Source organism: Stenotrophomonas sp. YJH_SMC_81 (assembly GCF_059370875.1).
The window spans coordinates 271,245-285,577 of the sequence record NZ_JCAFUB010000004.1; the positions used below are offsets into that span (position 1 = coordinate 271,245).

The window sequence follows — 14,333 nt, forward strand, 5'->3', positions numbered from 1 at the left end:
CGACCATGACAGAGGTGTCCTGGATCACGTTCTGACAAGGGTTTCACAGGGTTGGCGCCGATCCGGCCGGGACCCGGAAACCCCGGATCTGCGCACTGATATGACGGCGGGTTGGTCCTTGCAGCGTCAATGCGCGACAGCTCCCTGCCCACGGTAGGTGCGGACCGTTGGTCCGCACGCTCCAGAGCGCAGCCGAGCGTCGGCTCGGCTCTACAGAGGCAGGTGCATCCCCGAAAACAAGAAGAGCGCGAGATCTCGAGGATCTCGCGCCCGGGTGGGAGCGGCGGGGGAGAGAGGACCCGCCGCCCCCGTTCCTGCAGGGGAACGCGCTTACTTCAGGTTCTGCGACCAGTAGGTCTCGATCTGGCGGACCAGGCTGTCCGGCAGCGGCACGTAGTCCAGCTGGCGGGCCTGGGCGTCGCCGTTCTTGTAGACCCAGCGGAAGAACTCCTGGGTCGCCTTGCCATTGGCAGCATTCTTCGGCGTCTTCTGCACCAGGATGAAGTTGGTGGCGGTGATCGGCCAGGACTCGGCGCCCGGCGCATTGGTCATCACCAGGTAGAAGTCGCGGGCGTTGGCCCAGTCGGCGCTGGCAGCGGCGGCAGCGAACGAGGTGTCGCTCGGCTGCACGAACTTGCCGGCGGCATTCTTCATCGCGGTGTAGGAGAGCTTGTTCTGAAGCGCGTAGGACAGTTCGACATAGCCGATGCCGCCCTTGATCTGCTTCACATAGGCGGCAACACCTTCGTTGCCCTTGCCGCCGATGCCGGCCGGCCACTGCACCGAGGTGCCTTCACCGACCGAGCTCTTCCACTCCGGGCTGACCTTGGACAGGTAGTTGACGAAGTTGAAGGTGGTGCCCGAGCCGTCCGAACGATGCACGACGGTGACCTTGGCGTTGGGCAGGGTCACGCCCGGGTTCAGTGCGGCGATGGCCGGGTCGTTCCAGCTCTTGATCTTGCCCAGGAAGATGTTGGCCAGCACGGCGCCGTCCAGCTTCAGCGCGCCCGGCGCGATGCCGGCCACGTTGACTACCGGCACCACGCCGCCGATCACCGACGGGAACTGCGCCAGGCCTGCAGCAGCCAGGTCTTCCGGCTTCAGCGGCGCATCGGAAGAGCCGAAATCAACGGTCTTGGCCTTGATCTGGGCAATACCGCCGCCGGAACCGATGGACTGGTAGTTGACCTTGTTGCCGGTTGCGGCGCTGTAGTCGGCCGACCACTTGGACATGACCGGGTAGATGAACGATGCGCCCGCGCCGGTGATGTCGGCGGCGTTGGCGGCGAACACGGACGATGCAGCCAGGATGGCGACAGCGGCGCGCGATTTGAAGGCGTGGATCACGGGGAGACTCCTGGGGTGGTGGTCGAAGGGCGGTTGCCCGACGTTTCGGTGCACATTCCATAACGGTTGCGTGACACGTCCGCGTCTGTCATATGACGCGGGCGTGACACGCGTCATGAGGGATGTCACGTCCGCTGCGCCGGCAGGGCGGCACGGGTACCGCTGCAACGACGAAGGCACGGCCGGGGCCGTGCCTTCGCGGTTCAATGCAGGTGGCTGGACTTACCAGAAGAACTGCGCGCGGGCTTCCAGGATGTTGGGATCGTCGTTGACGAAACCGCGCGCCGTGGAGCTGTACTTCTTGCTGTCGACCATCACGTAGTTGAGCATCAGCTTGAAGTTGGAACGCAGGTACCAGTTGGCGCCCACGGTCCAGATGTCCATCTTGCCACCCAGCACGCCATCGACGATCGGCGGGCGACCGGCGACCGGATTGGCGGCGAGGTTGCCGTCATTGAGGTCCATGTGGTCGTAGCGCACGCCCAGCTGCCACTGGCCGCCGGCCGGGTTGTTCGGCAGGCCGGTGCCCGGAGTGCCGCCCTTGTAGCTCCAGGTCTCGCCGGTGACGTTCCACACGCCGCTGATGTAGTAGCCGTCGCTGGTGTAGTTGTCGTGGTCGTAGCGCTTGGCCTTGCTGGTGTAGTACTCGGCCTGGGCCTTGAACGGGCCCTGGAAGTACATCGCTTCGGCACCGATGGTGCTGACGCGGTCGGTGTCGGTCAGGTTGCCGCTGTCAACCAGGCGGGCAGTGGCGAGGTCGGCATTCGGACGCGCACGCACGCGCAGGGTGTCGGCGTCGGCGTCGTAGTTGACGTAGCTCAGACCGAAGTGCAGGACCTGGCCCTTTTCATTGATCGGGGCCCAGGTGCCACGCGCGCCGTAGCCGCTGCCGTGGGCCAGGTTGCGGGTCAGCTCGCGGCCGAAGGCGCTGGCGGTCACCGACCAGTTGTCCTGGCCGTAGCTGTACGCGCCGCCCAGGCGGCGGGCGATGGCATAGGTATTGGTGACCGCTGCCTTGGAAATGAAATCGTTGTTCTTGGTGCTGGACAGTTCTTCCAGGCTGTTGGGCTGCTTGAACTGGCCCAGCTGCAGGAAGTGGTTGGCGTTGCCCAGCAGCTTGTACTTCACGTTGGTGTCGAGGAACTTGTCGGCCTTGGCGTCATAGCCGACCACCCACTCCACGTTGCCCGGGCCCTTTCCCTTCAGCACCAGCTCGGCGCGACGCAGTTCGAATTCGCTGTTCTTGCCGTTGCCGGCGTCGCCACCGTTGAGGTCGACCACATCGTTGTGGAACCAGTTGCCGTCGGCCTGGACCAGGCCTTCGAAGGTGATTTCCGAACCGCCGATCACGTCGATGGCGACTTCGGCGTGTGCAGCCGGCACATACAGCGCAGCAGCCACGGCCACCGTCAGGAGTTGGTGATGCAGTTTCATGGAGAGGAGCCTTGCAGGCAGGTGGGAAGATGCGCGCAGGCTAGAAGGTAAAGATTGCGTAAATGTGACAGTTCACGCGCGGCAGACATCCGCCGCAGGCCCCGTCACGGCAGGGCCTGCCATTGAAACCGCTTGCGTATGACGCCCGGATTGCGACCCGGTTGCAGTAGAGCCACGCCCTGCGTGGATGCTGCCGTCACTCGGCCGTGGTCTTTTCCTTGAACCGGCACAGGTCGGCGATCACGCAGCCCGGGCAATCCGGCTTGCGCGCCTTGCACACATAACGCCCGTGCAGGATCAGCCAGTGATGCGCGTCGAGCAGGAACTCGGCCGGGATCACCTTCACCAGCTTGTCTTCCACTTCGCGCACGTTCCTGCCCGGCGCCAGTCCTGTGCGGTTGGCGACGCGGAAGATATGCGTGTCCACCGCCATCACCGGCTCGCCGAACGCGGTGTTGAGCACCACGTTGGCGGTCTTGCGCCCGACACCCGGCAGCGCTTCCAGCGCTTCGCGATCACGCGGCACTTCACCGCCATGCTTCTCCAGCAGGATCGCGCAGGTGGCGATCACGTTCTTTGCCTTGGCGTTGAACAGCCCGATGGTGGCGATGTACTGCTTCAAGCCATCCTCGCCGAGCGCAAGGATCTTCGCCGGCGTGTTGGCGACCGGGAACAGGCGGCGCGTGGCCTTGTTGACGCCGACGTCGGTGGCCTGCGCCGACAACGCCACCGCCACCAGCAGCTCGAACGGCGAGCTGTACTCCAGTTCGGTCTTCGGGTGCGGGTTGAGTTCGCGCAGGCGGGTGAACATCTCCACCACGTCGGCGCGTGGCATCGTGCCGCCACGCCGCGCCGGGGCGCGTGCGGTCTTTTTCGTGGTGGCCATTACTGTTCCTTGCCACTGGCGCGGGCCTTGGCCCGGGCCAGAATCGCGGCTGCCGCAGCGGGCAGGGCAGGCTTCACGTCCGGGGCTGGTGCCGGGGTGCGGCGTGCATCGCGCTCGGCCTCGCGGCGGGCCAGGCGCACCGCACGGGCGCGGTAGCGTTCGCGTGCAGCCCAGGCCGCGCGCAGTTGCTGCTGGGCCTGGCACAGGCGTTGCGGAAGGTCGGGGTGGTCAGGCAGCAACCGGTCGTCGCCGGCACGGACGATGTAGTCCATCAGCCCGGCCTGCAGGGCACCATCGAGATCGTCTGCCTGGACCCGGGCGAACAACTGCGCGGGGTTGGGTCGGGATGCCATGGCGTCAGCGGTTCTGGAAGGCCGGCGCGCGGCGTTGCAGGAAGGCGCTGGTGCCTTCGCGCATGTCCTCGGTGGCGAACAGCAGGCCGAACTGCGCACTTTCGTATTCCAGCCCGGCCTCCAGGCTGCATTCGCCGCCCACGTGCACCGCGTCGAGCAGGCCACGCAGGGCCAGCGGGGCCGAGCGTGCCAGCTGGCGGGCGACGTCCTGCACCCGGTTGTCCAGCGCGTCGGCCGGCACGACTTCGTTGACGATGCCCAGTTCCAGCGCACGCGCGGCGTTGATCGGCGCCCCCAGCAGGCACAGCTCCAGGGTGGCGGCGCGGCCGCACAGGCGCAGCAGGCGCTGGCTGCCGCCGAAGCCGGGGATCAGGCCGAGGTTGATTTCCGGTTGGCCGACCTTGGCGGTATCTGCGGCGATGCGCAGGTGGCAGGCCATCGCCAGTTCCAGGCCACCGCCCAGTGCGAAACCATTCACGCGTGCGATGACCGGTTTGGGCATGCGTTCGATCTGGCGCATCAGGGCCTGGCCCAGCAGCGAGAAATCACGTCCCTGAACGGCGCTGAGAGTGTTCATTTCCGCGATGTCGGCACCGGCCACGAACGCCTTGGGGCCCGCCCCGGTCAATACCACGACGCGCACCTCCGGATCGGCGGCGGCGTCCCTGAAGGCATCGGCCAGGGCCTGCAGGGTCGCGGCGTTGAGGGCATTGAGCTTGTCCGGGCGCTGGACGGTCACGGTGCGGATGGCGCCGTCGTCAGCGACAGCGATCAGGGCATCGGCCACGGGGAAACTCCTGGAACGTTAAAAAGAAGTGATATTGAACTCTGCAAACGCAGACGGGTCATAGCCTGCATCGTGAGTAGCGGTTACACGTTGCGCCCGTTATCCTAACCCGTCGCCTCAGGGCGGCGCAGAACGTCCCTGAGTTACCACCCCTGGAGAACTGTTTGATGAAGTTGCGTTCTATCGCGGTCGCCGTCGCGGCCCTGGCCCTGACGGGCAATGCCTTCGCCCAGGACGTCTCGTCCGAAAAGGGCAAGCTGAGCTACTACTTCGGTTACGACTACGGCAACAACCTGGCGGAGCTGACCGGTCGTGGTGAGCAGCTGGACATCAACTCGGTGGTGAAGGGCCTGCAGGATGCCTACGCCAAGAAGCAGCCGGCGATCACCGCCGAGCAGCTGAAGCCGGCCGTTGAAGCGTTCCAGAAGCGCGAGCAGGGCCGTGCCCAGGCCGCCAAGGCCGAGTACGAAAAGGCGGCTGCCGAAAACAAGACCAAGAGCGACCAGTTCATCGCGGCGAACAAGGCCAAGGCCGGCGTGCAGTCCCTGCCGAGCGGCGTCCAGTACCGCGTGATCGAGGCCGGCAAGGGCGCCAAGCCGACCCAGGCCAGCACCGTGCAGCTGGAAGTGGCCGGTCCGTTCCCGTACGGCCAGCGCCCGACCGAAGCCCGCCCGGCCCAGCAGATCCCGTCGATCAAGGTCAGCGAAGTCGAAATGAAGGCCATGCGCGAGACCCTGCTGCAGATGCCGGCAGGCTCGAAGTGGGAAGTCACCCTGCCGCCGGACCAGGCCTACGGTGCCGATCCGCGCACTCCGTTCCCGCCGAACGTGGCTGTGCAGTTCGAGATCAAGCTGGTCAGCGTCAAGTAAATCGAAGCAGCAAACCAAACGCGCCGGTGACCCCACCGGCGCGTTTTTGTTTGCGCAGTGCGCGACCTGTAGCGCTGCGCCATGGGCGTCGTATCGTCCCGCGCAAATTCAGCCCGATCGCGCTACTGTTGGCGGGTGCAAACAATGGAAGAAACGGCGCGTGTTGTCGCAAGTCCCTGCATCGGAGTGTGCATGCTGGATCCGCACCGGCAATGCACCGGCTGCGGGCGGCATATCGATGAGATCGCGCGGTGGTCGTCGATGAGCAACGAGGAACGCAGCCGCATCCTGCATCGCGTGCAGCCCCTGCGCGAACAACTGCAGCAATCGCTGCGTGGCTCGCTGGCCGACCACGAGCGACTGATGCGGGCGCTGCACCCCTTGGCCCAACCACCTGCGGGCGACGGCTGGAACCGCAGTGAGCTGGTCGACCTGCTACCGCCCGGGCCTCCGGTGGAGGCTGCGGTGCTGGCCGGCATCGTGCCGCGCGCCAACGGCGCACAGGTGATCCTCACCCGTCGCACCGAAACACTGCGCACCCATGGTGGCCAGGTCGGATTCCCCGGTGGCCGCACCGAACCCGATGACCGCGACGCGCTGGCGGCCGCGCTGCGCGAGAGCCAGGAAGAAATCGCATTGGCGCCCGGCCAGGTGCAGGCGCTGGGCTATCTCGATCCCTTCGTGACGATCACCGGCTACCGGGTCACGCCGGTGGTGGCGGTGGTCGATCCGGAGTTCGTGCCGGTCCCGCAGCCCAGTGAAGTGGCCGAGGTATTCGAGGTGCCACTGGATTACCTGATGGCGCCCGACAGCCTGCGCCAGGTCGAAATCAATCATCGCGGCCGGGTTCGCCACGTCCTTGAGTATGGCTGGCCGGGCCAGCGCATCTGGGGGGCGACCGCCGCCATTCTCTACAACCTGCGTCGCCGCCTGGAGCAAGTGCAATGAAGCCGATCGATCCGCCGTGGACCACCCTGGTCGATGTCGCCACCCTTGCCGCTGCGCTGGGCGACGGCGTGCGGGTGGTCGACGCGCGCGCCACCGCCAGTACCGCCGTGCGCGTGGTCGATGCGAGTGCTTCGCTGGCCGACCCGCAGGCTGCGGGCGGCCAGTACCTGGCAGGGCATATCCCGACTGCGGTGCATGCCGATCTCAACCGTGATCTGTCCGATCTCAGCCGCGTCGGCCATGGTCGCCACCCATTGCCGGACAGCGATGCCTTTGCTGCGAAGCTGGGGCAGTGGGGCATCGGCCCCGACACCCAGGTCGTGGTCTACGATGGCAGCGACGGCAGCATGGCCGCCTCGCGCCTGTGGTGGCTGCTGCGCCTGATCGGTCACAGCAGGGTGGCCGTACTCGACGGCGGCATCGCCGCGTGGCAGGCCGCCGGCCACGCGTTGGAAAGCGGCCAGGCTGGGGTGAACGCGCTGCCTGATTACCCAGGCCGTTTCGACACCACCCAGATCGCCAACGCCGATGAAATCACCGCGCGGCTGAAGCATGCGCCGGGCTGGCTGGTCGACGCGCGCGCGGGTGAACGCTTCCGTGGTGAAGTGGAGCCGCTGGACCCGGTGGCCGGGCATGTGCCGGGCGCGGTCAACCGCCCGTTCGCATTGAACGTGCTCGACGGCCGCCTGCGCGACGCACAGGAGTTGCGCGCCGAACTGCAGGGCGTGATCGGCAACCGCGATCCGCAGCAGGTGGTGCTGATGTGCGGTTCCGGCGTGACCGCCTGCCACCTGCTGCTGGCGATGGAAACGGCCGGCCTGAGCGGCGCACGCATCTATGCCGATTCCTGGAGTGGTTGGGTGAGCGACAGCAGCCGCCCGGTGGCGACCGGCGCCTGAGCCGCGCGGGGTCGGATCCGTTTTCCAACGGAGAACGGCTCTGACCCCACCAACCGAAAATCGGGGTCAGAGCCCGTTGCGCAGCAACGGGAGCCGCCCCCGTGTCGATTCGAAGGATCGCGGAGAACTGTCGAAGGCGGGGTGGGTCCGGTTGCGGAGGTGTCCGCGGCATGGATGCCGCGGCCAAGCCGCCATGGATGGCTTTACGGCGTCCCCCGCAATCGGATCCAACCCGCCATCCCCCGGAATGCCAGCTCTTGACGTTGACGTTGCCTCTGCAGGTGCAGGGCGCAGCCCTGCCGCTTACCCAACCGGCTGCAGTGGCACCTTGGCCAGGATCCGCGCCCACGGGAACAGCGGCCCCGGATCGCGCTTGCGCGCCACCGTCAGCGCCGCATCGTCGCTGGCCGGCACCTGCTCCAGATCCAGCTGGTCGTGCCCGGCAATCCGCCGCAGCGACGGATAGCGCGCCACCAGCGCCAGCAGCAGCCGCTCCAGCGCTTCCAGCTGTGGCTCGGTGTAGGCCTCGTCCATCGCCTGGTGGCGGCTGTCGAACCAGTCCGGATAGCGCCCGCGGTTGACCAGCTCGATGCCCAGCGTATGCGCGTTCATGCCGCGCACGTGATGGGCCACGCGTTCCGGCGCCACGTACTGCACCAAGCTGCCATCGCGGTCGATGTAGAAGTGCCCGCTGTTGCCGGCGCCGCTGTCGTACAGCACGCGCTCGCCGTACTCGCGGGCCATCGCCAGATCGGGCAGCTCGGTGCAGTGGATCACTACCATTTCCAGCGAGGCGGGATCCCGCAGCGGCAGTCGGTCGTGATAGGGCAGGGGCTGCAGCTGCAGGCCGGGCAGGAGCGGGTTGGGCATCCGGCGATGCTAGCATTGCGGCATGAACCTGCCTTCCCTTTCCTCGCCGGCCCGCGCCCACGGAGCACGCGCATGAGCCGCGGCCACTGCATCCTCTCCCATGGCTTCGAGAGCGGCCCGGAGGCGACCAAGGTCACCGCGCTGGCCGAGGTGGCGCAACGCCTGGGCTGGACCCACGAGCGCCCCGACTACACCGACCTGGACGCGATGAGCGAGGTCAGCCGGGTGGGCGACGTGCCGACCCGCCTGCGCCGTCTGGTTGAACGCGCCGCCATCGCGGCCCGTCAGGGGCCGGTGGTGCTGGCCGGCTCCAGCCTGGGCGCCTACATCTCCGCCATCGCCTCGCTGCAGGTGCCGGTAGCCGGCCTGTTCCTGATGGTGCCACCGACCACCATGGGCCCGATGCCGGCGCTGGACGCCGCTGCGGTGCCGACCACGGTGGTGCAGGCCTGGCATGACGATGTGGTACCGGCTGCCGGCGTGATTGCCTGGGCGCAGGCGCGTTCGGCGCAGTTGCTGCTGGTTGACGACGGTCACCGCCTGGAGCGCCACGTGGAGGCCTCCGCGCAGGCCTTCGAGCGCCTGCTGCGGCAACTGTGAAGCCAGGGCGCACGGCGCGCCCGCCCGCATTGACTACAATGGCAGCCCCGCCGCCCCCGGCGCGGGCCTGCCGGCCGTGCCTACGGCCCTCCTTTCCGACCGGCCCGGCCCCTGTGCCGCGCCCGACCACCTGCGAACCGATCCCGTGAAATTCTTCGTCTCCTGCGCCAAGGGCCTGGAATACCTGCTTGCCGATGAACTGTCGGCCCTGGGCCTTGGCAAGGCCACCGCCACCATTGCCGGCGTCAACGCCGACGGCGAACTGGCGCAGGCGCTGCGGATCGTGATGTGGTCGCGCCTGGCCAGCCGGGTGCTGTGGCCGATCGACGAGTTCGACTGCCCGGACGAGCAGGCCCTGTATGACGGCGTGCGTGCACTGCCGTGGCACGAGCACATCTCGCCGGAGATGACCCTGGCGGTGGATGCGCACGTGTCCGGCGACAAGATCACCCATGCACGCTTTGCCGCGCAGCGGATCAAGGATGCGATCGTCGACCGCATGCGCGACGAAGGCCTGGAGCGGCCCTCGGTCAATACCGATCTGCCCGACGTGCGCGTCAACCTCTCGCTGCGCAAGGGCCGCGCCTCGCTGTCGATCGACCTCGGCGGTGGCCCGCTGCATCGCCGCGGCTGGCGCGGTGCCGCCCACGAGGCGCCGCTGAAGGAAAACCTGGCCGCCGCGCTGCTGCTGCGCGCGCAATGGCCGCGCCTGCATGCCGCCGGCGGTGGGCTGCTGGACCCGATGTGTGGCAGCGGCACGCTGCTGATCGAAGGCGCGCTGATGGCCGCCGACGTTGCCCCAGGCCTGATGCGGCATGGCAGCCTGCCGCCGAGCCGTTGGCTGGGCTTCGACAAGGCGGCCTGGAAGTCCATCCAGAGCGAAGCACGTGAGCGCGAAGCGGCCGGCCTGGCCGCGCTGAAGCCGGTCATCCACGGCAGCGACATCGACCCGGCTGCGATCCAGGCGGCCCGCGAGAATGCCGAGGTCGCCGGCGTCGCCCACGCGATCCGTTTCACCCGCGCCGATGTCGCCGACCTGGCCGCGCCGGAACAGGAGATCGGTGCCGTGGTCTGCAACCCGCCGTACGACGAGCGCCTGGCCGCCGATCCAGCGTTGTATCGTGCACTGGGCAATGCCTTGCAGAAGGCGGTGCCGCAGTGGCGCGCCAGCCTGCTGTGTGGCAATGACGAACTGGCCTTTGCCACCGGCCTGCGCGCCAGCAAGAAGTACCAGATGTTCAACGGTGCGCTGGAATGCGCGCTGATCGTCTGCGATCCGATCGCTGTGCCGGGCCGTGATCCGGCACAGCCCCGCGAGCTGAGCGAAGGCGCGCAGATGGTGGCCAACCGCCTGCGCAAGAACCTGAAGAAGTTCAAGAGCTGGCGTGCCCGCGAGGACATCACCTGCTTCCGCGCCTACGACGCCGACCTGCCGGAGTACGCGGCGGCCATCGACGTCTACGAGGAAGAGGCTGGCAGGCGGCGTACCTTCCTGCATGTGCAGGAATATGCGGCACCGGCGGCGATTCCCGAGAACGACGTGCGCCGCCGCCGCAATGAGCTGCTGGCCGCCGCGCGCGAAGTATTCGGCGTGCCGCCGGAGCAGGTGTCGATGAAATCGCGCGAGCGCGGCAAGGGCGGCAGCAAGTACGGCCGCTTCGAGCAGCGCGACGAGTTCATCGTGGTGCGAGAGAACAACGCGCTGCTGCAGGTGAACCTGTTCGACTACCTCGATACCGGCCTGTTCCTTGACCACCGCCCGCTGCGCCGGATGATGGCCGAGCAGGTGCGTGGCAAGCGTTTCCTGAACCTGTTCTGCTACACCGGCGTGGCCAGCGTGCAGGCCGCCGTGGCGGGTGCCGCCAGCACGACCAGCGTCGACCTGTCGGCTACCTACCTGCAATGGTGCTACGACAACCTGGCGTTGAACGGACAGGGGGGCAACCAGCACCTGCTGGTCCAGGCCGACGCGATGGCGTGGCTGGAAGGCGACCGTGGCCAGTACGACGTGATCTTCTGTGACCCGCCGACTTTCTCCAACTCCGCACGCGCCGATGACTTCGACGTGCAGCGCGAACAACTGAAGCTGCTGCGTGCGGCGGTGGCGCGGCTGGCACCGGGTGGCGTGCTGTACTTCTCCAACAACTTCCGCCGCTTCAAGCTGGAAGAGAACGCCATCGCCGAGTTCGCCCAGTGCCGCGAGATCACCGCACGCACGATTGGTCCGGATTTCGAGCGCAACGCGCGCATCCACCGCGCGTGGGAACTGAAGCGGTTGGGGTAAGCCCGGTAGTGCCGGCCGCTGGCCGGCAACTGCGTCAGAACCGTGGAAGGTCCGCGGGATGCCGGCCAGCGGCCGGCATTACCGCGTCTGGTCCGTAGATCCACGCCATGCGTGGATCGGCCTAAAGCACCAACAATCGCCCCGGCGCATGGGCCAGGGGCCAATGGCCCTGTTCGTACAGCGCAAGCACAGGCTCCCAGTGTGCCGGCAGGCCGAGATGCATCTCCAGCAGGCGTTGCCGGAAGGCGAACATCGCCCCATCGCGCGCCACCAGCTGCAGGTCATGTGCACCACAGCGCAGTGCCGGCAGATCCAGTGCCGAAAGCGCGCGCATCAACGTGCGGTTGAGTTCGCGTCGGGCGTCGGCGAGTTCGGCTGGATGGGGCAGGGCGCCGTGAAACGGATCCGAATCGCCCAGTGTGGTGGGCATCCATTCGAAACCATCGGTATCGATGGTCCGCAGTGCTTCGGCCAGCGACCGAACGGCGACGACGCCGGCCGTTATGGGCAGTGTTTCACCCAACCGGGAAAAAAAGCCGATTCCAGAAATCCGCTGCAGCATGCTATCCATACGGGCATTGTAGATCCACGCCATGCGTGGATGCCGCTGTCCCCGTCCTGCGGCTACAGCAATTCCAGCACCAACCCCAGCACCGGCAGCGCGATCGCCAGCGGCGCAATCCATGTTGGACGATACGGGTACAACCCGAACGACAGCGTCACGCCGGCCAGGGTCATTGCCCCCAGCCACAGCACCGGGCCCATCGCCCAGCCGTGGTCGGCCACGCACAGTGCGAACGCCGCCGCCAGCAGCGCCCAGCCCAGCACCCGCCACTGCATCCGCCGTGCGGGTGCGGCCGCGGCCTTGCCATGCAGGTCGTGCTGGTGCTTTTCCATCGACAGCGACAGCGCGGTGAACGCAGAGAACGACAGCGCCAGTGCCAGCAGCATCATGCGCTGGCCTCCGCTTCGGCCGCTTCCGCAGTGTTCACCGATGCCTTCGGTGCAGCCGCAGCGGCCGCACGTTTCTTCTTCTCGGCCGCACTCAGCGGTGGCGTCCAGCGCTGCATGCGCCAGCCGCACAGCGCCAGCATCGCGCCGAACGCGATCATCGAAAGATCGACGCCGGCCAGTACCCAGTCGCCGCTGCGCAGTGTGATGCCCAGATGCGCGTGCGTGGTCAGCGCATTGACCACCGGCACCAGCGCGAACGCGGCCGCACCCAGATAGAGCTGCCACGCCCACATCATCCGCTTCGGCCAGATGAAGGCGGCCAGCAGCGCGCCGCCCCAGGCGTAGAAGAACACGTTGGCCTCGGCACTGGAGCGCTCGGCGATCTGCAGCGGCAGCAGGCGGTTGCCCCAGAAGTACGCCGCGAAGGCGATCGGCAGGCCGGCCACGGTGCCGATGTTCAGCGCATCGACCAGGCGCAGGCCGAATCCGGTACGCCCGTTCTTGGCGTGCCTGGGACGCTCCTTCACCGCCCACAGCACCACGCCGCTGGCGACCATCAGGCAGCCGACCAGGCCGGACAGGAAGAACAGTGCGCGCAGGCCCCAGTCGGCGAAGCGCGCCAGGTGCAGGCCATACAGCACGCCACGGGTGGCGGTGGCGCCGCCGGACGGCGGCGTCTCTTCCAGCAGCGCACCGTTGACCATGTTGTAGCGCAGCGCCGGGGTGTCGGTGGACAAACGCCTGCCGTCGCGTTGGCGGATGTCGATCACCGCATTGGCAGCGCCCGGGTTGGACACGGTGAAGCCGGCCACTTCCACGCCGTGCCAGTGTGCACGCGCGCTGTCCAGCAGCTGTGCGATCGGCAGCGGCGTGGCGCGGCCTTGTGCCGGCGCGGTCACCTCTGGCATGCCGCCGAAGGCTTCGCTGAAGAACTTGTCCTCGTCCTGCGGGTAGGCAACTTTCACCCCCCACGGCAGGTACATGATCATCAGAGTGACGATGCCGGTGTAGGTGATCATCGCGTGGTACGGCAGGGCCATCACCGCGCTGACGTTGTGGAAATCCAGCCAGGACCGCAGGCCCTTGTCCTTGCGGAAGGTGAAGAAGTCCTTGAAGATTTTCTTGTGGGTGATGACGCCGGTGATGATCGCCACCAGCATGAACATCGCGCAGAACCCGACCAGGTAGCGCGCCCAGTACACCGGGATGTAGTGCAGGTCGAAGTGCAGGCGGTAGAAGAAGTCGCCGCCACGGGTCTCGCGCGCCTTCAATGCCTGGCCGGTGTTCGGGTCGAGCGTGGCGTCGCCGAAGCCACCGCGACGGCCACGACTGGGGTCAGCCAGTTCCGGTGGCAGCCGCCAGAACAGCTGCATGGCCGGGTTGCGCGGCTGCGGCAGGGTGACGAACCAGTTCTCGGCGTGGCTCGCATTGGCCTGCAGGTAGTCCACCGCGCGCTGCGCGGCCACGTCGATGCTGACGTTGCTGGACGGCAGCTCCGGGCGCATCCAGCGACTGATTTCCTCGCGGTAGTAGCTGGCCGTGCCGGCCATGAAGATCAGCAGCAGCAACCAGCCGACCAGCAGGCCCGTCCAGGTATGCAGCCAGGCCATCGACTGGCGGAATCCGTTCTTCATGCCCAGGCTCCCAACAGGCGTGCGACCGCCGCCATCAGCAGGGCGGGGGCGAGGATGCCGACCCAGGCCCGCAGCGCGCTGCGGGTGGCGAAGGCCCACAGCGCCGCGCAGGCAGCCACCACAATGGCTAGCAGCATGCCGGTCAGCACGGTCTGGCCGCGCGCGCCGGGCAACGCCACCGCGCAGAACACGCTGGTCATCGAGGCCAGCGCATAGCCGCCGAAAATCGCGGCCAAAGCGCGTGACAGCACGCCCCAGCGCGGGTTGGAGAACAAGGTGCGGGGGCTGGCGGGGGTGGGCGAGCGGTCCACGGCGTTCCTGCAGGTAGGAGAAGGGATGGAACGCGTCCGCGGCCCCCTTGCGCCCTGCGCATGTCGCCCAGCGTGTCCCATCGACGAAGCACTGCCCGCGCAGACGGGCAGCCCAGAAGTCGGGGCAGTACACGGGCGATGGGCACGTCTTCGTGCC

Annotated in this window: 15 protein-coding genes; 5 read left to right on the top strand and 10 right to left on the bottom strand. The window is 67.4% G+C overall.

Going from position 1 to position 14,333, the window contains the following annotated elements; genetic code table 11:
- Positions 1-330: 330 nt before the first annotated feature.
- From pstS to AC5P8U_RS10705, 5 genes are all read right to left on the bottom strand, one after another.
- Entirely contained in the window at positions 331-1,347 is a 1,017-nt protein-coding gene (gene pstS / locus AC5P8U_RS10685; protein ID WP_072166779.1) for a phosphate ABC transporter substrate-binding protein PstS, read from the bottom strand.
- Between the two features lie 222 nt (positions 1,348-1,569).
- Positions 1,570-2,781 carry an OprO/OprP family phosphate-selective porin gene (locus AC5P8U_RS10690; RefSeq protein ID WP_049411264.1) on the bottom strand — a complete coding sequence of 404 codons (1,212 nt, stop codon included), beginning with the start codon at positions 2,779-2,781 and terminating at the stop codon, positions 1,570-1,572.
- Between the two features lie 196 nt (positions 2,782-2,977).
- On the bottom strand, positions 2,978-3,667 hold the full coding sequence (nth, locus tag AC5P8U_RS10695; protein WP_053501078.1) for an endonuclease III: 690 nt from the start codon (positions 3,665-3,667) through the stop codon (positions 2,978-2,980).
- Entirely contained in the window at positions 3,667-4,020 is a 354-nt protein-coding gene (locus tag AC5P8U_RS10700; RefSeq protein WP_005415900.1) for a hypothetical protein, read from the bottom strand. Before AC5P8U_RS10700 ends, nth begins: the two co-directional genes overlap by 1 nt.
- Before the next feature lie 4 nt (positions 4,021-4,024).
- On the bottom strand, positions 4,025-4,807 hold the full coding sequence (locus tag AC5P8U_RS10705) for an enoyl-CoA hydratase-related protein (protein ID WP_049411256.1): 783 nt from the start codon (positions 4,805-4,807) through the stop codon (positions 4,025-4,027).
- Between the two features lie 167 nt (positions 4,808-4,974).
- Between AC5P8U_RS10705 and AC5P8U_RS10710 the strand changes: the two genes are divergently transcribed.
- The 3 genes from AC5P8U_RS10710 to AC5P8U_RS10720 all read left to right on the top strand — a co-directional run bounded on the left by AC5P8U_RS10710 (position 4,975) and on the right by AC5P8U_RS10720 (position 7,523).
- Positions 4,975-5,676, top strand: coding sequence for an FKBP-type peptidyl-prolyl cis-trans isomerase (locus AC5P8U_RS10710; protein ID WP_005408797.1), 702 nt, complete (start codon positions 4,975-4,977; stop codon positions 5,674-5,676).
- 144 nt (positions 5,677-5,820) lie between these two features.
- Positions 5,821-6,624, top strand: a complete 804-nt coding sequence (locus AC5P8U_RS10715) for a CoA pyrophosphatase (RefSeq protein WP_188241130.1) — start codon at positions 5,821-5,823, stop codon at positions 6,622-6,624.
- Complete coding sequence (locus AC5P8U_RS10720) at positions 6,621-7,523, top strand: sulfurtransferase (RefSeq protein ID WP_447897260.1); 903 nt, start codon at positions 6,621-6,623, stop codon at positions 7,521-7,523. Before AC5P8U_RS10715 ends, AC5P8U_RS10720 begins: the two co-directional genes overlap by 4 nt.
- Before the next feature lie 303 nt (positions 7,524-7,826).
- On the opposite strand, the gene AC5P8U_RS10725 is transcribed toward AC5P8U_RS10720, so the two are convergent.
- Positions 7,827-8,393, bottom strand: coding sequence for an N-acetylmuramoyl-L-alanine amidase (locus AC5P8U_RS10725; RefSeq protein WP_188241128.1), 567 nt, complete (start codon positions 8,391-8,393; stop codon positions 7,827-7,829).
- Between the two features lie 72 nt (positions 8,394-8,465).
- Between AC5P8U_RS10725 and AC5P8U_RS10730 the strand changes: the two genes are divergently transcribed.
- Both AC5P8U_RS10730 and rlmKL read left to right on the top strand, forming a co-directional pair.
- Positions 8,466-8,993: an alpha/beta hydrolase gene (locus tag AC5P8U_RS10730; protein WP_024958728.1), complete on the top strand. Its 528-nt coding sequence runs from the start codon at positions 8,466-8,468 to the stop codon at positions 8,991-8,993.
- Positions 8,994-9,138: 145 nt separating this feature from the next.
- The gene (gene rlmKL, locus AC5P8U_RS10735; RefSeq protein WP_188241127.1) at positions 9,139-11,277 is read left to right on the top strand and encodes a bifunctional 23S rRNA (guanine(2069)-N(7))-methyltransferase RlmK/23S rRNA (guanine(2445)-N(2))-methyltransferase RlmL; all 2,139 of its coding nucleotides are present in this window, start codon (positions 9,139-9,141) and stop codon (positions 11,275-11,277) included.
- A 121-nt stretch (positions 11,278-11,398) separates the two neighbouring features.
- Here rlmKL and AC5P8U_RS10740 read toward each other — a convergent pair whose 3' ends face one another.
- The 4 genes from AC5P8U_RS10740 to AC5P8U_RS10755 are packed head-to-tail and all read right to left on the bottom strand — an operon-like array spanning position 11,399 to position 14,176.
- Positions 11,399-11,872, bottom strand: coding sequence for a hypothetical protein (locus AC5P8U_RS10740; RefSeq protein WP_088497693.1), 474 nt, complete (start codon positions 11,870-11,872; stop codon positions 11,399-11,401).
- Between the two features lie 29 nt (positions 11,873-11,901).
- Positions 11,902-12,231: a DUF3325 domain-containing protein gene (locus AC5P8U_RS10745; protein ID WP_005415908.1), complete on the bottom strand. Its 330-nt coding sequence runs from the start codon at positions 12,229-12,231 to the stop codon at positions 11,902-11,904.
- Positions 12,228-13,865: a PepSY-associated TM helix domain-containing protein gene (locus AC5P8U_RS10750; RefSeq protein WP_072166774.1), complete on the bottom strand. Its 1,638-nt coding sequence runs from the start codon at positions 13,863-13,865 to the stop codon at positions 12,228-12,230. Before AC5P8U_RS10750 ends, AC5P8U_RS10745 begins: the two co-directional genes overlap by 4 nt.
- On the bottom strand, positions 13,862-14,176 hold the full coding sequence (locus AC5P8U_RS10755; protein ID WP_053498676.1) for a DUF3649 domain-containing protein: 315 nt from the start codon (positions 14,174-14,176) through the stop codon (positions 13,862-13,864). The genes AC5P8U_RS10750 and AC5P8U_RS10755 overlap by 4 nt, the downstream gene beginning before the upstream one ends.
- Positions 14,177-14,333 lie beyond the last annotated feature (157 nt).